The sequence below is a fragment of the Agromyces cerinus genome (assembly GCF_016907835.1).
Lineage (GTDB): Bacteria > Actinomycetota > Actinomycetes > Actinomycetales > Microbacteriaceae > Agromyces > Agromyces nitratus.
The window spans coordinates 3,924,412-3,942,350 of sequence record NZ_JAFBCT010000001.1; the positions used below are offsets into that span (position 1 = coordinate 3,924,412).

15 protein-coding genes are annotated in these 17,939 nt (G+C 70.7%); 5 read left to right on the forward strand and 10 right to left on the reverse strand.

The window, feature by feature from the left end:
* Positions 1-20: 20 nt before the first annotated feature.
* Entirely contained in the window at positions 21-1,157 is a 1,137-nt protein-coding gene (locus JOE59_RS18345; RefSeq protein ID WP_204463148.1) for a hypothetical protein, read from the reverse strand.
* Between the two features lie 240 nt (positions 1,158-1,397).
* Here JOE59_RS18345 and JOE59_RS19180 point away from each other — a divergent pair, with 240 nt between their 5' ends.
* Positions 1,398-4,613: an NPCBM/NEW2 domain-containing protein gene (locus tag JOE59_RS19180; RefSeq protein ID WP_204463149.1), complete on the forward strand. Its 3,216-nt coding sequence runs from the start codon at positions 1,398-1,400 to the stop codon at positions 4,611-4,613.
* Positions 4,614-4,709: 96 nt separating this feature from the next.
* On the opposite strand, the gene mnhG is transcribed toward JOE59_RS19180, so the two are convergent.
* From mnhG to JOE59_RS18380, 6 genes are read right to left on the reverse strand one after another with little or no spacing between them, the layout of a single operon-like run.
* Positions 4,710-5,063, reverse strand: a complete 354-nt coding sequence (gene mnhG / locus JOE59_RS18355) for a monovalent cation/H(+) antiporter subunit G (RefSeq protein WP_074259783.1) — start codon at positions 5,061-5,063, stop codon at positions 4,710-4,712.
* A complete protein-coding gene (locus JOE59_RS18360) occupies positions 5,060-5,332 on the reverse strand; it encodes an MrpF/PhaF family protein (RefSeq protein WP_239560396.1) in 273 nt (90 codons plus the stop codon). The genes mnhG and JOE59_RS18360 overlap by 4 nt, the downstream gene beginning before the upstream one ends.
* Complete coding sequence (locus JOE59_RS18365) at positions 5,329-5,931, reverse strand: Na+/H+ antiporter subunit E (RefSeq protein ID WP_239560398.1); 603 nt, start codon at positions 5,929-5,931, stop codon at positions 5,329-5,331. The genes JOE59_RS18360 and JOE59_RS18365 overlap by 4 nt, the downstream gene beginning before the upstream one ends.
* Complete coding sequence (locus JOE59_RS18370) at positions 5,928-7,508, reverse strand: Na+/H+ antiporter subunit D (protein WP_204463150.1); 1,581 nt, start codon at positions 7,506-7,508, stop codon at positions 5,928-5,930. Before JOE59_RS18370 ends, JOE59_RS18365 begins: the two co-directional genes overlap by 4 nt.
* Positions 7,505-8,023 (reverse strand): Na(+)/H(+) antiporter subunit C, encoded by a 519-nt coding sequence (locus JOE59_RS18375; protein WP_204463151.1) that lies wholly within the window; start codon positions 8,021-8,023, stop codon positions 7,505-7,507. The genes JOE59_RS18370 and JOE59_RS18375 overlap by 4 nt, the downstream gene beginning before the upstream one ends.
* Complete coding sequence (locus JOE59_RS18380; RefSeq protein WP_204463152.1) at positions 8,020-11,073, reverse strand: Na+/H+ antiporter subunit A; 3,054 nt, start codon at positions 11,071-11,073, stop codon at positions 8,020-8,022. The genes JOE59_RS18375 and JOE59_RS18380 overlap by 4 nt, the downstream gene beginning before the upstream one ends.
* Positions 11,074-11,183: 110 nt before the next feature.
* Between JOE59_RS18380 and JOE59_RS18385 the strand changes: the two genes are divergently transcribed.
* Positions 11,184-12,395 (forward strand): ATP-binding protein, encoded by a 1,212-nt coding sequence (locus JOE59_RS18385; protein WP_204463153.1) that lies wholly within the window; start codon positions 11,184-11,186, stop codon positions 12,393-12,395.
* A 12-nt stretch (positions 12,396-12,407) separates the two neighbouring features.
* Here JOE59_RS18385 and JOE59_RS18390 read toward each other — a convergent pair whose 3' ends face one another.
* Positions 12,408-13,289 carry a sigma-70 family RNA polymerase sigma factor gene (locus JOE59_RS18390; RefSeq protein WP_204463154.1) on the reverse strand — a complete coding sequence of 294 codons (882 nt, stop codon included), beginning with the start codon at positions 13,287-13,289 and terminating at the stop codon, positions 12,408-12,410.
* Positions 13,290-13,366: 77 nt separating this feature from the next.
* Here JOE59_RS18390 and JOE59_RS18395 point away from each other — a divergent pair, with 77 nt between their 5' ends.
* Entirely contained in the window at positions 13,367-14,161 is a 795-nt protein-coding gene (locus tag JOE59_RS18395; RefSeq protein WP_204463155.1) for an SDR family oxidoreductase, read from the forward strand.
* A gap of 22 nt (positions 14,162-14,183) precedes the next feature.
* Here JOE59_RS18395 and JOE59_RS18400 read toward each other — a convergent pair whose 3' ends face one another.
* Both JOE59_RS18400 and JOE59_RS18405 read right to left on the reverse strand, forming a co-directional pair.
* Complete coding sequence (locus tag JOE59_RS18400; RefSeq protein ID WP_204463156.1) at positions 14,184-14,810, reverse strand: response regulator; 627 nt, start codon at positions 14,808-14,810, stop codon at positions 14,184-14,186.
* Positions 14,807-16,033 (reverse strand): sensor histidine kinase, encoded by a 1,227-nt coding sequence (locus JOE59_RS18405; protein ID WP_204463157.1) that lies wholly within the window; start codon positions 16,031-16,033, stop codon positions 14,807-14,809. The genes JOE59_RS18400 and JOE59_RS18405 overlap by 4 nt, the downstream gene beginning before the upstream one ends.
* A gap of 147 nt (positions 16,034-16,180) precedes the next feature.
* Between JOE59_RS18405 and JOE59_RS18410 the strand changes: the two genes are divergently transcribed.
* Positions 16,181-17,176: an SMP-30/gluconolactonase/LRE family protein gene (locus JOE59_RS18410; RefSeq protein WP_204463158.1), complete on the forward strand. Its 996-nt coding sequence runs from the start codon at positions 16,181-16,183 to the stop codon at positions 17,174-17,176.
* A gap of 134 nt (positions 17,177-17,310) precedes the next feature.
* The gene (locus JOE59_RS18415; RefSeq protein ID WP_204463159.1) at positions 17,311-17,925 is read left to right on the forward strand and encodes an ankyrin repeat domain-containing protein; all 615 of its coding nucleotides are present in this window, start codon (positions 17,311-17,313) and stop codon (positions 17,923-17,925) included.
* The last annotated feature ends 14 nt before the right edge of the window (positions 17,926-17,939 follow it).

The window sequence follows — 17,939 nt, forward strand, 5'->3', positions numbered from 1 at the left end:
CGGGCGGGTTCTCGGCTGCCTCACCCGAGGGAATCGAGCAGCGGGATGCAGAACCAGATCCCGGCCATGACGACGACCGGCAGGAACGCGAGCAGCGGGATGCGCTGCTTCAGCCGTCGACCCTGCGGAGCGACGCCGCGGGGCATCGCGGGGAGCGGGCCGAGAGGCTGCGCGACCGCCGAGCTCGGCTCGGCGAGCCGCTCGTCGCGCCAGCGTTCCCACCGCTCGAGCTTCGCGTTCAGCGCGTCGACGGTGGAGAAGACCCACTCCCACATCGCCGGGTCGGCGCTCGAGAACGCGCGCGATCCGCTCGAGTAGAGAGAGAGCCGGTCGTCGACGATCTCGACGTCGAAACCGGCGCCGGCGTCGATGAACCGGGCCATGATGTCGGGCGTGAACAGGTAGAGGGCGTCGGCTTCGTATCCTTCGGGGCAGTGCAGCGTGAAGTGCCGGTCGAAGTCGCCCTCCAGGGAGAGCTGCTGCGCGGTCGCGAGCGCGTTCGGCAGATTCGAGCCGAGGAGTTTCGAGTCGTTGCTCCGAGCGTCGAGCACGATGTGCGGCAGCGTGCGATCGAGCGTGAACGCGAGGTACGACCAGCGGAACGTCTCGTGCGTCTTCGTCGTCTGCTTCACGTACCGGTAGTTCGCGATCTCGACGGCCCGCGGCTGCGACAGGCGCACGATCTCGCTCGCGACGCGATCGCTGCCGTGCTCGAAGATCATGCCGGGTGCTGCGGGCTCGGCGATGCGCGGCACGAACTCGAGCCCGTTCGCGGCGGCGAATCGACTGACTCGGAAGCGGGCCTCGCCCTCGAGGCGGGATGACTTCACCGCGTACCAGGCGAAGCTCGCGATGATCGTCGCGGCACCGGCGAAGGCCAGCGGGAAGACCACGTCGCCGGGGATCCCGACGCCGGTGGAGGCCTCGAGCACGCCGTCGACGAGCATCACGACGAAGAGGAGCGGCAGGGCGACGATGAGCGCCGCGAACCCGCCGAGGACGAGCCCGAGGAGCACGCCGTACCACGGGACGCCGCCGCCCCCGCCCGGCCGGAAGCCGTTGCGGACCTCGTACTCCCGCACGGCGGAGTGATCGACCGGATCCAGGAGCGGGGCGGGGTCGAATCTCGCGTTCGTCGTCGGCCGGCTCTCGCTCATCCGCAGATCGTACCGGTGCGCGCGGGAGGCTTGGGCGCTGGCGGGCGAGTGTCACTGCCGGTCGCGTCGGAGACCTTCCCCTCGAGACGGGCCCTCTGCTAGCATCCGACCGTAACTTGGCAAATTTGCAGAATATTGTTGGAAATCAGCAGATCACCACTCGAAGGAGAGTCCATGCCGGCACGACCACATCGTCCATCCCGACGGAGCGGGACCGAGTATCGTGCGGCGCGCGGAGGCGTGCGTTCCGCGGTCGCCTCGATCACCGCGGGCGCGGTGATCGCGGCGGGCATCGCGCTCGGCGCGGCGCCCGCGGCCGCCGCCGAGGCGTCGCTGCTCGTCAACGGCGGGTTCGAGCTCGGCGCCGCGCCCTGGGTGTTCGCCGGCGGTGCCGGCATCGCGACGAACAACCCGCATTCCGGATCCGCGCTCGCCTATCTCGACGACGGGGACGCGAACTCGATCTCGCAGGACGTCGCCGTGCCGACCGGCGGCGAGTACCGCGCCGAGGCGTGGGTGGCGACCGGCGGGGCCGGCGGCGTCTTCGGGCTGCGCGATGCGGACGGGGTGATCGCCTCGCTCGAACTGCCGAGCGCGGCCGGCTACCGTCTCTACAGCCTGCCCGGCATCGATCTGCCGGCGGGCGCCGACGTGCAGGTGTTCTTCACCGGCGGCACCGAGTGGACGAACATCGACGACGTCAGCCTGACCCGCGACATCCGCGTGGTCGACGCGTTCACGATCGCAGGCCAGCAGGGCCCGACGTCGATCGACGCGGAGGCCGGGACCATCTCACTCCAGGCGCCGTACGGCCGCGATCTCACGAGCCTCGCGGCCACGGTGGAGCTCGCGGACGGCGCCCGGATGCTCCCCGACCCGAGTGAACCGCGCGACTACCGCGAACCGGTCGAGTTCACGGTGCGCGACCGCGACGGAGCCGAGACCCGGTGGACCGTCACCGTCGTCCGAGAACCGAAGGGCCTCGTCATCCAGAGCGCCGACCAGGCGCTCACCGACGCGTTCAACTGGTCGAAGTGGCGCGCCCGTCAGCACGTGCAGACCGGCAAGTCCGGTCCGATCAACGTGAACGGCGACACCCCCGGCCCGACCCGGGTGGACTACATCCCCTCGTACTGGGCCGGCTACGCCCACCGCACGGCGTTCTACTCGCGCGACTTCGTGCATCAGGCGAGCGGCGCACACCTGCTCGGCCTCGAAGCCGAGAACAAGTCCATGCTCACCGCGTTCGCGGCCACCGCGAACGCATCGCGGAAGTGGTACCCGCTCTGGGCGCTCAACTTCGACGGCAGCCCGTACACGATCGACTACAAGAGCGACGAGAACTTCGTGCGCGAGGTGCCCGCCGTGTTCGAGCTCGTCGAGGAGGCCGCCGAGCAGTACCGCTGGACCGGCGACGCCGACTACCTCGACGACCCGGTGCTCTGGCAGTACTACTCGAAGGCGGTGACCGACTTCGTCGCCCTGCACGATGCGCGCATCCCGAATGGCGTCGCGGAAGGCACCGGCCGCGGCATCTTCGCCGGCGCCGCGAGCTACGACGAACGGCCCGGCGTCGAGGCGATCGAGGCGGGCGACGGCATCGCCTCGCAATACGCCGCCTACCGGGCCTTCGCCTCCATGGCGGGGGCCAAGGGCGAGCAGGCGCTCGCCGAGGAGTTCACGACGAAGGCCGACGAGCTGCAGCGCTACTTCAACGAGGAGTGGGGCGTCACCGACGCGCAGGCCGAGTACGTGCGGGCGCGCAACGGCGAAGGGGAGCCCGTACTCGGATTCGGGCGAGAGCCGAGCGCGTTCGAGGCGATCAAGAAGCTCATCGACCCCGATGCCAAGCGCAGCTACGACTTCCTGCCGTATCTCGACCGCATGTTCGCCGAGGACCGTCCCGAGAACATCGAGGCGCTCACCTACGTGCCGGATGCGCTGTTCGAGTACGGGCGCGACGCTGAGGCCTACGCCTGGATGCAGGACATCGTCTCCCACCTGCACGAGCCGCACGTGGTCTCGCAGCAGGGCGTGAACGGCGACTACCCCGAGACCAGCTACACGCTGGTGTCGCAGACGGTCGAAGGCCTCGCCGGTGTCGAGCCGAACGCGCCCGAGCACGCGGTCGCGGTCGAGTCGCACCTGCCCGAGGCGCTGCCGTGGCTCGATCTCGACCACGTCGCGGTCGGCGAGCACCGCTTCGGCGTCCGTCACGAGGGACGCACCTCGACGGTCGTGACGCATGAGGAGGGACCCCAGCCGCTGACCACCACGGTGCGATTCGACGGCGGGTGGAAGTGGATCGTCGTGGACGGCGAGAAGACGAAGCCCGAGCTGCGACACCTCAACGGCCGCGCGGTCAGCGAGCTGACCGTCGACGTCCCCGTCGGCGCGTCGGTCGAGTTCCGGGCGCAGGGAGCGCTCCGCGAGCAGCAGCACGGAGACACCATCCTCACCCACCCCGCCGAGTTCGGGCTCGGCGCACCGGCCGACGAGGCGGTGCGCGTCGCGACCACCCCCAAGCTCGATTGGCAGCGCTCGGAGAACGCCGACGAGTACCGGGTGGTGGTGGCTCGCGACCGCGCACTGACCGAGGTCGTCGCCGACCGTACCGTCCGCGGCACCTCGGTGCGCCTGAAGCAGGAGCTCCAGCCGGGTCTCCGCTACTTCTGGTCGGTCACGGCCGTGAACTCCGCCACCGGGCAGCGCGTCGCCGCGACCGAGACGCACTGGTTCCGCACCAAGCCGACCGCGGTGCCCGCGGCCCCGGCGGGGGTCGAGGCGTACCGCTCCGGCGACAAGGTGGTCGTGCTGTGGGAGCCCGCCGAAGACGCCGTGAGCAGCGTCGTCTGGCGTGCACCGGCCGGGTCGGACGACTTCGTCGAGCTCGCCTCGGGCATCGCCGGCTCCTCGTTCGTCGACACGGATGCCTCGGGAGGGCCGTACCGCTATCGGGTCGCCGCCGCGAACGAACTCGGAACCGGCCAGGCGACCACCGTCGACGAGGTGAGCTCGCCCGATGAGGTGGTCTCGTACCTCGGCGACCGCGAATGGATCTCCGCGACGACCGGGTGGGGCACGATCGGCCGAGACCGCTCGGTCAGCGGCGGGACGCTGCGCATCGAGGGTCAGAGCTTCGCGAAGGGCATCGGCGCCCATGCGAACAGCGAGATCGTGTTCGCCCTCGCCCCGACCGATGCGTCGTTCTCGGCGATGGTGGGGGTCGACGACGCGTCATCCGCGCAGTCGCCGGCCTCGATCGTGTTCCAGGTGCTCGCCGACGGCGTCGTGGTCTACGACAGCGGCGTCATGCGCGCGACCTCGCCGGCGCAGGCGATCGAGCTCGACGTGCTCGGCGTGCGGGAGCTGACCCTCCGCGCCTCCGACGCCGACGGCACCAACAACAGCGACCACGCCGACTGGGGAGACGCTCGCATCCGCTCGCTGGGGTAGCGGGTCCCGGACGGCGGGGCGGCGGGCATCCACGGTGCTCGCCGCCCCGCCGACCGACCTGCGAGCGGCCGCGGAGCATCCTCGATCGAGTTCGGCTCAGCGCCCGGTCTGGTCGTGCTCGGCGATGTCGCGATCGAGGTCGTCCTCGATCAGCAGGTCGCGGCGCACGTGGTCGCTGCGGTAGGCCGAGCGGCCGAGCATGTGCGCGGTCATCGGCTGGGTGAGCAGCTGGAACGTCATGACGAGCACCACGGTCGTGAGCACGCCCCAGGTCGGCACCTGCACGACGATCGCGACGAGCACGGTCGCGAGCCCGAGCACCTGCGGCTTCGTCGCGGCGTGCAACCGGGTCAGCACGTCGGGGAACCGCACGATGCCGATTCCCGCTGCCATCGAGAGGAACGCGCTCACCAGGATCAGCAGCCCGACGGCGATCTCGGCGGCGCTCATGAGGCGTCCTGCTTCGCCATGAACCGCGCGATCGAGATCGAGCCGACGACCGCGAACATCGCGAGCACGAGCATGACCACGAGGGTGTCGGTGTGCGTGTTGATCGCCATCTCGGCGCCGAGCGCGCAGATCGCGATGGCCAGCAGCACGTCGGTCGCGAGGGCCCGGTCGAGGATCGACGGACCGCGGATGATGCGGTAGACGGCCGCGAGCGCGCCGATGCCGAACATGATGCCTGCCAGCAGGCTGACGATCTGCATGAAGGTCATGAACCGGCTCCCTTCGTCTGCGAGCGGAGCGCCCGGCGTTCGCGACGGGCCTCGCGCACCGAGACCGCCTGCGCGTGCGTGCCGATCGCGAGCACGATGCGCTCCTCGGTGCCGAGCACGGCGCTGCGCACCCGATCGATGTCCGCCGGGGTGCGCGTGCCGAGGGCGTGCAGGTAGAGCAGGCCCCTTTCGCGATCGATATCGACGACCACCGTGCCGGGCACGACCGAGATCGCCTCGGCGGTCAGCGTGGTCACGAGATCGGAGCGGGTGAGCAGCTGCACGGCGATGATCGAGTTCATCGGCTTCCACCGCGGGTCGATCGCCAGCACGGCGACCTGGAGCGACGCGACGGTGACGTCGAACATCATGCGGAGGCCGAGCAGCAGGCCCCGCCACGGGTTGAAGCGGCCACTCAGCAGCACCGGCGGCAGGTAGAGCACGCGGGTCACGCCGATCGCGAGCAGGATGCCGGTCACGACGGTGAGCACGGTCACCTGATCCCAGAGGAACACCCACAGGAAGACGAGGGCGACGAGCAGCGGCAACTGCCGCCATACCGAGCGCCAGCGCGAGACATCCGCTGCAGCATGCGTCATCGGATGCCTCCAGGGAAGACGGCGGTGACGTAAGCGCCGGCATCGAGCAGATCGGCCGCGGCACGTCCGGTGAGCTCGAAGAGGGGCCCGGCGAACACCGTGAGGCAGACCGTCAGCATGACGAGCGCGCTCGTCGCGACGACCATGAGCACCGGCGTGGTGCGGGTCGCGGTGACCGTGGCGCCCTCTGGGGCCTCGAGCACCGAGCCGAGCAGCACCGACTCGTAGCCCTCGAGCTCGCGCCGGCCGCGCCAGAACGCCATGTTCCAGAAGCGGGTGAGCGCGTAGAGCGTGATGAGCGAGGTGATGGCGCCGGCGGCGATCACGATCCAGACGAGCCAGGCGTTCGCGGGGTCGGCCGCGGCCTCCTCGCCGCCCGCGAGGAAGAGTCCGGTCTTGCCGAGGAAGCCCGAGAACGGCGGAATACCGCCGAGGTTCAGTGCGGGGATGAAGAACAGCACGCCGAGCAGCGGCGAGGCCTTCAGGAGTCCCGCGAGCCGGTTGATGGAGGTCGCACCGCCGAACCGTTCGATGAGACCGGTGGTGAGGAACAGCGTCGTCTGCACCGTGATGTGGTGCACGACGTAGTAGATCGTGGCCGTGTAGCCGAGCTGGGTGCCGAGCGCGATGCCGAAGATCATGTAGCCGATGTGGCTCACGAGCGTGAACGAGAGCAATCGCTTGATGTCGGCCTGGGTGAGCGCGCCGAGGATGCCGATGAGCATGGTGAGCCCGCCGATCACCATGAGCAGCACCGTGACGTCGCTCTCGGTGAAGATCACCGTCTCGGTGCGGATGATCGCGTAGACGCCGACCTTCGTGAGCAAGCCGGCGAACACCGCGGTGACCGGCGCAGGCGCCGTCGGATAGGAGTCGGGCAGCCAGAACGACAGCGGGAAGACCGCCGCCTTGATGCCGAAGGCGATGAGCAGCAGCAGGTGCAGCATGAGCTGCACGTCGCCGGGCAGCTCGGCGAGGCGCACCGAGAGCTGTGCGATGTTGACGGTGCCGGTCGCCCCGTAGATGAGGGCGATGGCGCTCAGGAAGAAGAGCGACGAGACGAGGCTCACGATGATGTACGTGACGCCCGCGCGGATGCGCTCGCCCGTGCCGCCGAGCGTGAGCAGCACGTAGCTCGCCGACAGCAGGATCTCGAAGCCGACGTAGAGATTGAACAGGTCGCCCGCGATGAACGCGTTGAAGACGCCCGCCGAGAGGATCAGGTACGAGGGGTGGAAGATCGACACCGGCGTCTCGCGATGCTGGTCGGCGATGCCCTGCCCGACGGAGTACACGAGCACGACGAGCAGCATGATCGCCGAGATGACGAGCATGATCGCCGAGAGGCGGTCGACGACGAGGGTGATGCCCCACGGGGCATCCCACCCGCCGACGTAGACGACGGCCGGGCCGTTCGCGTCGACCGAGACGAGCAGCACCGCGGCGATCACGGTGACCGCGGCGAGCACGCCGAGGCTCACGGCCATCTGGGCGCGGCGGTGGCGGCCGAGGATCAGCGCGGTGGCCGCCCCGAGCAGGGGCAGCAGCACGACGAGGGGCACGAGTACGGCGGTCATGGCTTGGCCTCCTCATCGTCTCGGTCGCGAGCGGATGCCTCGAGCTCGAGGGCGTCGTCGAGGTCTTCGTCGGGCTCCTCGTCACTCGCGTCGATGAGGTCTTGAATGGCCTGGTCGTCGGCCGCCGAGCTGCGGATGAGGTCGGCCGCCTCCTCGGCGTCTTCGGCGATGTCGGCCTCGTCGTCGACGAGGTCGCCCTTCGCACCGAGCTGCGCGAGCCACCACGAGCGGTAGATCAGGGCGAGCATGAACGCCGTGATGCCGAGGTTGATGACGATCGCCGTGAGCACGAAGGCCTGGGGGAGCGGGTCGGAGATGGTCTCGGGGTCGACGCCCTCGCCCAGGATCGGTGCGAGGCCCGGCGCCCCGCTCATGAGGTAGATCAGGATGTTGACGGCGTTGCCGACGAGCAGGAACCCGATGAGCACGCGGGTGAGGCTGCGCTCGAGCATGATCGAGACGCCCGCGCCGAAGAGCACTGCCATGAGCACCACGAGGGTCAGTGAGGCGGTCATCGGCTTGCCCCTTCGCGGTTCGGCAGGCGGGCATCGCCGCTGTACTCGGCGCCGTCGGCGTGCTCGACGCCCTCACGGTGCTCGGCAGTACCCTCGCCGTCGCCCGTCGTGAAGTCGCCGTCGCCGTCGTCGGCCGTCTGCCGCTCCTCCTGGCGGTCGACCTCGCCGCCGAGGGAGCGCAGGATGTCGAGCACGAGGCCGACGACCACGAGGTAGACGCCGATGTCGAAGAGCGTCGAGGTGCCGATCGAGATCGTGCCGAGCAGCGGCACCTCGGTCTCGAACCACGCGGACTCGAAGACCGGGCCGCCGAAGAGCAGCGAACCGGCGGCGGTGCCCGCAGCGAGCAGCAGGCCGGTGCCGAGCAGGCGCCCCGCGTCGACCGGCGCGGCCTCGCCGAGTTCGTAGCGGCCGCCGGCGAGGTAACGCGCGACGAGGGCGAGGCCCGCGAGCAGGCCGCCGGCGAAGCCGCCGCCCGGGGCGTTGTGCCCGACGAAGAGGAGGAACACCGACACGATGATCGCGGGGTGGAAGAGCAGGCGCACGAGCACCTCGATGAGGATCGAGCGGTTGCGCGGCGAGATCGTGCGGCCCGCCAGGAGCCACGTCTGCCGGGTCTCGGCGGCCTCGCCCGCGGCATCCGTCTCGCCCTCGGTGTCGGCGAGACTCGTGCGGGGCGCGCGGATCGACCACGCGGGCTCGGGCACCGGCCGCAGCCGGTCGCGGCGGTTCACGAGCCCCTCGACATGGTCGAGACGAGGGGCGCCGCCCGTGCGGCCCGACACGAAGATGAGGCTCGCGACGCCGGTGGCGACCGCGACGAGCACCGAGATCTCGCCGAGGGTGTCCCACGCGCGGATGTCGACGAGCATGACGTTCACGATGTTCTTGCCGTGCGCCTCGAGCGCGAGGGCGGGCAGGCCCTCGGCGATCGTCGGTTCGATGCGGGCGCCGAGGGCGACGAGGCCGAGCACGCCCATGACGATGCCGGCGAGGGCGCCGATGATGCCGCGCGCGAGCTTGTGCACCGGCGGGTTGCGCTGGGCGATCTGCTTGGGCAGGCGCCGCAGCACGAGCACGAAGACGACGAGCACGATGGTCTCGACGAGCGCCTGCGTGAGGGCGAGGTCGGGGGCGCCCGACATTCCGAAGAGCAGCACGAGCCCGTAGCCCGTGACGCTCACGAGCAGCACCGCCGTCATGCGCTGGCGCACCGTGGCCGCGGCGATCGCGGCGACCGCCATGACGAAGGCGAGGAACGGCTGCGCGGGGTAGTCCCAGAGCCGGATCTCGCTCGGCCACGAGGTGTTCAGGATCGACAGCGTGCCGAGGCCGCCGATGAAGACCGCGACGATGATCGCGAGGTAACCGGGCAGGCCCCGCGACTGGATGGTCGTCGTGACCGTCGCCGCGAGCCGGTCGACGACCGACACGATGCCGAGGTAGCCGCGGGCCGAGTCGAGCACCGGCGCCACGGCGGCCTGCAGGCGCGCGACCCGCTGGCGGCCCCACACGAGCAGTGCACCGAGGGCGAAGACGACGGCCGAGATCGCGAGGGCGGGCTCGAGGCCGTGCCAGAGGGCCAGGTGGTAGTCGTGGCCGCCGGGCAGTTCGTCGGCGTAGGCCGCGAGCAGCGGCTCGATGAACGGGATCGCGAACGCCGCGACGACGCTGGCTGCGGCGAGGAGGCCGGGCGCCACCGCGATCGCGGGGCTCGGAGCGTGCAGCGGGCAGTCCGCGACATCCTTCTTGGAGTAGAAGGCGCCCCAGACGAAGCGCACCGAGTAGGCGACCGTCAGCACCGAGCCGGCGAAGGCCGCGATGAGGGAGATCCACGCCCACCCGTCGCCCGCGGCGACCGCCTCGAGGAAGGCGGAGAACACCGCCTCCTTCGCGACGAAGCCGAGCAGCGGCGGCACGCCCGCCATCGATGCGGCGGCGACGATTCCGATCGTCGCGATCACGGGCATGCGCCGGCCGACGCCCGAGAGCTTGCGCCAGTCGCGAGTGCCCGCGGCGTGGTCGACGACGCCGACGACGAGGAAGAGCGTCGCCTTGAAGAGGGCGTGGGCGAGCAGCAGGGCGACGCCTGCGAGTGCTGCGTCGCGGGTGCCGAAGCCCGTGACCATGACGAGGAAGCCGAGCTGGCTCACGGTGCCGTAGGCGAGCAGGAGCTTCAGGTCGTACTGACGCAGCGCTCGCCAGCCGCCGACGAGCATCGTGAGCGCGCCGAGTCCGATGACGATCGGATGCCACACATCGAGGTCGGCGTAGCCGGGGGCGAGGCGGGCGACGAGGTAGACGCCCGCCTTCACCATCGCCGCGGCGTGCAGGTAGGCGCTCACCGGCGTGGGCGCGGCCATCGCCGCCGGCAGCCAGAAGTGGAACGGCACGAGGGCGCTCTTGGAGATCGCGCCGAGCAGCACGAGCGCGATCGCCCACTCGCCGGCCGTGCCGGTCACGGGGTGGGCGACGAGCTCGGAGAGCGAGGTGGTGCCGCCGTCGACGGCGAGGATGACGAGGCCGACGAGCATCGCGAGCCCGCCGAACGTCGTCACGGTCAGTGCCTGCAGCGCGGCACCGCGGCTCTCCTTCCGGCCCGTGTAGTGGCCGATCAGGAGGTACGAGAGCACGCTCGTCGCCTCCCAGAACGTGAACAGGATGAACACGTCGTCGGCCGTGACGAGGCCGAACATGACGCCGGCGAAGGCGAGGAGCAACGCCGCGAACCGGCCGAGCGCGGGCTCGTCGTCGGCGAAGTAGTGCATGCAGTAGAGCAGCACGAGGGCGCCGACGCCCGTGACGATGAGGGCGAGGAGCAGCGCGAGGGCGTCGAGCCGGAAGCTCAGCGCGATGTCGAGGGTGGGGATCCACGGCACGATCTCGACGACGGGGGTGCCGGCGAGCACCCCGGGCAGCCAGGTGAGCAGCAGCACGAAGACGGCGGCCGGCAGCAACGCGATGACGGCGAACACCCGACGTCCGAGCCACTTCGTGAGGAGTGGCGTGACCAGGGCGAGCGCACCGAACAGGGCGAGGCTGAAGATCATTCACCCTCCTCGCGCTCGCACCGTTCCGTCAGTCTATCTGCACGTCAACTGTCTTTAGTCGATTTTACCGATCCTCGATAAAGCTTGGTAAAGGCTCTAAGATCTCGTGCATGGACAGCATCAGCAACCCCTACACGCCGAACGCCGGTGCTGCCCCCGAGATCGTCGTCGGCAGAGACGACCAACTCGATTCCTTCCGGGTGCTGCTGCGGCGGCTCGAACGCGGGCGCACGGAACAGTCCATGATCATCACCGGACTCCGGGGCGTCGGCAAGACGGTGCTGCTCGGCCAATTCATGGACATCGCGAGCGCGGCGAAGTGGGAGGTCGTCGAGATCGAGGCGGCGAAGCACGACGACGCCCGGTTCCGGCAGTCGATGTTCTCGCAGTTGAAGGCCGCCCTCCTCCGGCTCTCTCCCCGAGCCCGATGGACCGAGCGAAGCCGGCGCGCCGCCGAAGTGCTGAGCGCGTTCGCGGTGTCCGTCGATCAGCAGGGCACGTTCAGCGTGTCCTGGGACGTTCCGCCTGCCGAGGGGCTCGGCGACCACGGCGACCTGTCGATGGACCTGACCGACGTCTTCGTCGCACTCGGCGAAGCGGCCGCCGAGCAGGGGCGCGGCGTCGCGCTGCTCATCGACGAGGTGCAGTTCCTCGGGCGCTCGCAACTCGAAGCGCTGATCCAGGCGGTGCACAAGACGGTGCAGCGCAAGCTCCCGATCACGTTCGTCGGCGCGGGTCTGCCGCAGATCGCCGAGCTCGCGGGCGACGCGAAGTCGTACGCCGAGCGCCTGTTCAAGTTTCCGCGGATCGGGTCGCTCTCGAGCGACGACGCTCGCAAGGCGCTCATCGAGCCCGCGCTCGTCGAGGGAGTCGTCTACGACGAGGACGCCGTCGATCTCGCCGTCGAGATCACACAGGGATACCCCTACTTCATCCAGGAGCTCGGCTACCAGGTGTGGGGCGTGGCATCCGACGATCGTGTGCATCGCGACGACGTCGAGATCGCGAGAGACGCCTACGAGGCGAAGCTCGACGGCTCGTTCTTCAGGGTGCGGCTCGATCGCGCCACGCCGCTGCAGACGGCCTACATGCGGGCGATGGCGGAGCTGGGTTCGGCGCCGCAGAAGGCCTCCGACGTCGCGCGGGTCATGGGGCGCGAGTCGACCCAGGTGGGTCCGACCCGTGCAGAGCTCATCGACATGGGCCTGCTCTACACGCCCGAGCACGGCTACGCCGCCTTCACCGTGCCCGACTTCGACCGCTTCATGCTGCGCGCGGTGCCCGAGCTGACCGTGCCCGAGGTGCGCAAGCGCAAGGGCTGACGATCGCACGGCTCATTCCGCGGGCGGCTCGATGGCCGCGGCGACGCCGAGCCGTTCCAGGCGGGCCGGATCGGCCAACACTCGGAGGCCGACGATCCGCTCACCGTGAAGATCGAACGCCATGATCGACACGAGCCGTCCGTGCATGACGGCGGCGACCCCGGGCCGGCCGTCGATGAGAATCGGCGTCGAATGCGCGGCGAGTCGCCCCGACAGCATTGCCTGCTCGGCGATCGCCCGGGCACCCTCCACGACCTGGCTCGTCTCGCCGTAGTCCGCATGCAGTACTGCGCCGTCGTCGAGCAGCGAGAGCAGCGCAGTGAGGTCGCCGGACTCCGCCGCGGCCAGCCATGACTCGACGATCCGCCGGCCGCGGGCGCGGTCAGGCCGGTGCGGTTCCTCGGCGCCGCGCACCCGTCGTCGTGCGCGGGAGCCGAGCTGGCGGGCCGCCGCGGGCGTGCGGTCGAGCACGATCGCGATCTCCTCGAACGACTGCCCGAACACGTCGTGCAGCACGAGTGCGATCCGCTCGGCTGGACTGAGTGTCTCGAGCACCACGAGGAGCGCGACGCTCACCCGCTCACCCTGCGCGGCGAATTCGGCGGGGTCGACGTCCACCGCGACGGGTTCGTCACGCCACGGTTGGACCTGCCACGAGTGCTCACGGCTCCGTCGCGGCGCCTTCAGCATGTCGAGACTCACTCGGGAGACGACGGTGGTGAGCCATGCCGACAGATTCTCGATGCGGCCGACGTCGACGCCCTCGAGCCGAAGCCATGTCTCCTGCACCGCGTCGTCGGCGTCGGCGGTCGAGCCCAGCAGCCGCGTCGCGATGGCACGCAGGCGCGGGCGCTCGGTTTCGAACCGGCGGGCGAGCATTCGTCGATCCGTCATGTCACATCTCCTCGAGGTCGATCGTCATGGTTTCGACGAGGAGCTCTCCTCGAATGTGACACGAAGGGAACTTCACCATGCATGCACCTCTGCTCGTGACCGGCGGCACCGGCAACATCGGGGGCCGCGTCGTGCCGCTGCTCCGCGACGCCGGTCGAGACGTGCGGATCCTGTCGAGGCATCCGCGCGACGATGCACCTGGACTTCAGTATGTCGAAGGCGACACCGTCAGCGGACGCGGACTCGACGCAGCCCTCGCCGGCGTCGACGTCGTGCTCCACCTGGCGGGCGGTGCCAAGGGCGACGACCTCGCCGCGGCGCAGCTGTCGCGGGCCGCACGCGACGCGGGTGTGCGTCATCTCGTGCTGATCTCAGTGGTCGGAGCTGACCGAATGCCCATCGGGTACTTCCGTGCGAAGGCCGAGGCAGAGGCCACGATCTCCGCCTCCGGCGTGCCGTGGACGATCCTGCGCGTCGCCCAGCTGCACGACTTCGTGCTTCCGGTGGTTCGTGGCATGGCGAAGCTGCCGTTCCTGCCGGTGCCGGGAGGGCTGCGTTTCGAGCCGGTGGATCGCGACGAGGTCGCCGCCCGCCTGGCCGAGCTCACGCTCGGCGATCCGGCGGGTCGGGTCGCGGATCTCGCCGGGCCCGAGGTGCTTGACGTCCCGGCGCTCGTGGCGGGCTACCGCGAAGTGCACGGCGCCGCACGCCGGGGCCGAGTGCCGATCCGGATGCCCGGTGCGGTCGGCCGAGCGTACCGCGCCGGCGACAATCTCGCCGCCGACGGGGCGCAACGCGGCGTGCGCAGTTGGCGCGAGTACCTCGCGGCGCTCGCCGCAGCGAACGACGGAGAGAAGGCCGGAGCGCGGTGACCGATCGGAGCGCCGGTGCGGATCAGCGGCGGATGATGCGCCGTTCCATCGCGGCGGCTACCGCGCCGGCCCGGGTGTCGACGCCGAGCTTCGTGTAGATGTGCGAGAGGTGCGACTTCACGGTCGCCTCCGAGACGAAGAGCTCCTTCGCCATCTCGCGATTGCCGAGGCCCTGTGCGAGCAGCTCGAGCACGGCGACCTCGCGTTCGGTGACGACGGGGCCGGGCGAGGCTGCGCGGCGCACGAGCGTGGCCGCGACCGAGGACGCGAGCACCGTCTCGCCTCGAGCGGTCGCCCGGATCCCGGCGAACAGCTCGGGCGCAGGGGCATCCTTCAGCAGGTAACCGCTCGCCCCGGCATCGAGTGCGCGCAGGATGTCGGCCTCGGTGGCGTACGTCGTGAGCACGAGCACGCGCGGCGGGTCGTCGAGCGCTCGCAGTTCGGAGGTGACGGCGGCGCCGCCGGGGCCCTCGCCGAGGTCGAGGTCCATCAGCACGACGTCGGGTCGCGTCGCCGCGACGACCGACCGCGCCGTCGCGAGGTCGCGCGCCTCGCCGACGACCTCGAGGTCGTCGGTTCCCGAGATGAGCGCCGAGAGCCCGGCGCGAACGACGGGATGGTCGTCGACGAGCACGACGCGCACGTTCATTCGCCCTCCAGCGGCAGCTCGACCGACACCGTGGTGCCATCGCCGGGGGAGCTCTCGATGGAGGCCCGCCCGCCGAGCCCTGCGGCGCGATCGAGGATGCCCTGCAGACCGCGGCCCCGTCCGGCACGACCGGGTTGCGCGGTGGTCGACGCATCGGCGACCGTGCCGGCGTCGAAACCCCGGCCGTCATCGCGCACGTCGAGTCGCACCTCGTCGGGGAGGAAGGTGAGGGTGACCGCGATGCGGTCGGCTCCGGAGTGCTCGACGGCGTTCGCGAGCGCACCGCGGGCCGAGCGCAGCACGGCCCCCGCGACGTCGGCGGCGAGCGGCACGGGGTCGCCGTGCACGTACAGGCCGATCTCCGGGCGGGCGTCCGGCCCGCCGGACTCGTCGATGAGGCGACGCAGTGCAGCAGGCAGCGCCTCGCCCGAGGTGTCGTCGGCGAGCTCGACGGGCGGGAGCCCGTGCACGACTCGGCGGACCTCGCCGAGTCCGTCGCGTGCCGTCGCGGCGGCCACGTCGACGTGGTCGCGCGCGAGATCGGGCCGCCGATCCCAGTCCTGCGCGGTCGCCGCGAGCAGCAGCGTGATGCTCGCCAGCCTCTGCCCGACGGAATCGTGGATCTCGCGTGAGAGCCGCTGCCGTTCCGCGAGCGCGCCGGCTCGGTGCTGCGCCTGCAGCAGCTCGTGCTGCGCGTCGGTCAACTCGTCGAGCAGGGCTTGCCGCGCGGCCGACTCGCGCTGCAGCGCCCGGTAGACGAGCACGGTCACCACCGCGATGCCGATCGGACCGGCGATCACGGTGGGGTCGATGCCGTCGGCGATGCGCAGCTCGGCCGCGGTCACGAGCGCCGTCATGAGCACGATGACGGTCACCGCGCCGCGGAACGGCAGCACCTGCAGCACGGCGAACCCGAGGGGCACGGCGCACCAGGCGAACGAGGGGGCCGCGAGCGTCAGCAGTGCCCAGAGCACGGTGACCGTGACGACCCAGGCGGTCGGCCACCACGAGCGCGTCGGCAGGAGCGGTCGCAATGAATACGCGATCGTGAGCAGGGCGGCGCCGATGAGCACGAGCACCCCGTCGGCACCGAGCCCGTGCCGTTCGAGGTAGCGCACGGCCGACGTGACGACGAGCACGATGAACACGAGCTGCAGCCAGCGGTCGAGTCGGGCGACGGGCGCGAGGATGCCGCGGACGCCGGTGCGGTCGGAGACGGTCATGATCGCCCCAGCCTAGGCAGGCCGCGCGAAGACCGGCATCATCCGATCGGCTATCCGATGGCAGCCGATCTCCGGACGCCGGCACCCACCGTGCCGGCGGAGTCTGGAACAGCGCCGAAACCCGGCGCGCCAGAGATGGGGAGATCCATGAAGCGCATCATCGCAACCGCGCTCGCCGCAGCGAGCCTCGCGGCCGGAATCACGACCGCGACCGTCACGACCGGAGCCGGCGAGGCTGCCGCCTCCGAGCGCGGCGGCCACGGCCAGAGCCCCGACCGGTACGTGCTGCCGGGTGACGAAGCCGGCTCCCGTTTCGAGGGCATCGGCGTCGACGAGCGCCGGGGCCTGTTCTACGTGAGCGAGGTCACCGGAGGCGAGATCCACCGCGGCGGTGCTCGCGACGCCGAGGGGGAGGAATGGCTCGCGGGCGACGGCACCGACGGCAGGTACACCGCTCGCGGCGTCACCGTCGACCGCGCCGGCAACGTCTACATCGCCGGCGGACCGAACGGCATCGGCAACCCCGACCGCCCCGACCTGTGGGTGTACTCGCACGACGGCGAGCTGCTCGCCGCACTGCGCGTGCCCGGCACCCCCGACGCGTTCCTCAACGACGTCGCGATCGGCGCCGACGGCGCCGCCTACTTCACCAACTCGAACGACCCGCAGATCTTCCGCGTCGCCGCGGCGGGCGACAGCTGGTCGGCCGAGCTGTGGGCGGATGCCTCGGGCACGATCGATCGCGTCGCGGGCTTCAACCTCGGCGGCATCGTGCTCTCGGCCGACCGCAGCGCCTTCGTCGTCGCGCAGGGCAACACCGGCCGGCTGTGGCGCTTCGCGACGGCCGACGGCGTGGTCTCGGAGATCGACACGCAGGGCGCAGACCTCGTGAACGCCGACGGCCTCGTGCGGGAGGGCAACCAGCTCACCGTCCTCCGCAACTTCTCGAAGATGGTGGCGACGATGCGGATCTCGGCCGATGGCGACGCCGTGCGCCGGGTCGTCCAGCGAGCGAGCGACCCCGAACGCGTGTACACGACCGCGAAGATGCTGCACGGCCGGCTGCTCGCCGTCGACAGCAAGTTCGACGAGCAGCCCGCGCCCTCCGGCCCGTACGACGTCGTCGGGTCGCCGTGGGCCTGACGCGTCGATCTCGCAGCAGCGCTCTCGCGATCATCGCGGCGGCGCTGCTGTTCGCGGGCTGCAGCACGCAGGTCGATGCCGCATCGCGCCCGACGACCCCACCCCCATCCGCACCTTCACGAGAGGATGTCCAGATGACCGAGATTGAGACCGAGACCCCCCAGCTGCCCGACCCCGACGGAACCCTGCTCAGTGCGGCTTCCGTCGGCGACACGGCGACGGTCGACCTCGCGATCCGCGCGGGCGCCGACCTCGAAGCCCGAGACGAGCGACGGCGCACGGCGCTGCTGCTCGCCGTCACGGGTGATCACGTCGAGGCCGCGAAGCTGCTCGTCGCGGCCGGTGCCGACCCCGACGCCCTCGACGACCGGCACGACACCCCGTGGCTCGTGACGGGCGTGACGGGAAGCGTCGCGATGGCCGAGGTGCTGCTGCCGGCCGACCCCGACTTCACGATCGTCAACCGCTTCGGCGGCATCTCGGTCATCCCCGCGGGCGAGCGCGCCCACGTCGAGTACCTGCAGCGCGTGCTGCAGACCGATATCGACGTGAACCACGTCAACAACCTCGGCTGGACGTCGCTGCTCGAGGCCGTGATCCTCGGCGACGGCGGGCCGCGCCACCAGGAGACGGTGCGCGTGCTGCTCGAGGGCGGGGCCGATCGCTCGATCGCCGACCGCGACGGCGTCACCCCGCTCGAGCACGCCCGGGCGAAGGGCTACGACGAGATCGTCGCGCTGCTCGACTGAAGGTGCAGAACGGC

What these genes read in the sequence shown, in the direction of transcription:
- JOE59_RS18410 (WP_204463158.1), top strand. Translation starts at nt 16,181, where the DNA reads ATGAAGCGCATCATCGCAACCGCGCTCGCCGCAGCGAGCCTCGCGGCC.
- JOE59_RS18345 (WP_204463148.1), bottom strand. Translation starts at nt 1,157, where the DNA reads ATGAGCGAGAGCCGGCCGACGACGAACGCGAGATTCGACCCCGCCCCG.
- JOE59_RS18385 (WP_204463153.1), top strand. Translation starts at nt 11,184, where the DNA reads ATGGACAGCATCAGCAACCCCTACACGCCGAACGCCGGTGCTGCCCCC.
- mnhG (WP_074259783.1), bottom strand. Translation starts at nt 5,063, where the DNA reads ATGAGCGCCGCCGAGATCGCCGTCGGGCTGCTGATCCTGGTGAGCGCG.
- JOE59_RS18380 (WP_204463152.1), bottom strand. Translation starts at nt 11,073, where the DNA reads ATGATCTTCAGCCTCGCCCTGTTCGGTGCGCTCGCCCTGGTCACGCCA.
- JOE59_RS18375 (WP_204463151.1), bottom strand. Translation starts at nt 8,023, where the DNA reads ATGACCGCCTCACTGACCCTCGTGGTGCTCATGGCAGTGCTCTTCGGC.
- JOE59_RS18395 (WP_204463155.1), top strand. Translation starts at nt 13,367, where the DNA reads ATGCATGCACCTCTGCTCGTGACCGGCGGCACCGGCAACATCGGGGGC.
- JOE59_RS18400 (WP_204463156.1), bottom strand. Translation starts at nt 14,810, where the DNA reads ATGAACGTGCGCGTCGTGCTCGTCGACGACCATCCCGTCGTTCGCGCC.
- JOE59_RS18405 (WP_204463157.1), bottom strand. Translation starts at nt 16,033, where the DNA reads ATGACCGTCTCCGACCGCACCGGCGTCCGCGGCATCCTCGCGCCCGTC.
- JOE59_RS18360 (WP_239560396.1), bottom strand. Translation starts at nt 5,332, where the DNA reads ATGACCTTCATGCAGATCGTCAGCCTGCTGGCAGGCATCATGTTCGGC.
- JOE59_RS18370 (WP_204463150.1), bottom strand. Translation starts at nt 7,508, where the DNA reads ATGACCGCCGTACTCGTGCCCCTCGTCGTGCTGCTGCCCCTGCTCGGG.
- JOE59_RS18390 (WP_204463154.1), bottom strand. Translation starts at nt 13,289, where the DNA reads ATGACGGATCGACGAATGCTCGCCCGCCGGTTCGAAACCGAGCGCCCG.
- JOE59_RS18415 (WP_204463159.1), top strand. Translation starts at nt 17,311, where the DNA reads ATGACCGAGATTGAGACCGAGACCCCCCAGCTGCCCGACCCCGACGGA.
- JOE59_RS18365 (WP_239560398.1), bottom strand. Translation starts at nt 5,931, where the DNA reads ATGACGCATGCTGCAGCGGATGTCTCGCGCTGGCGCTCGGTATGGCGG.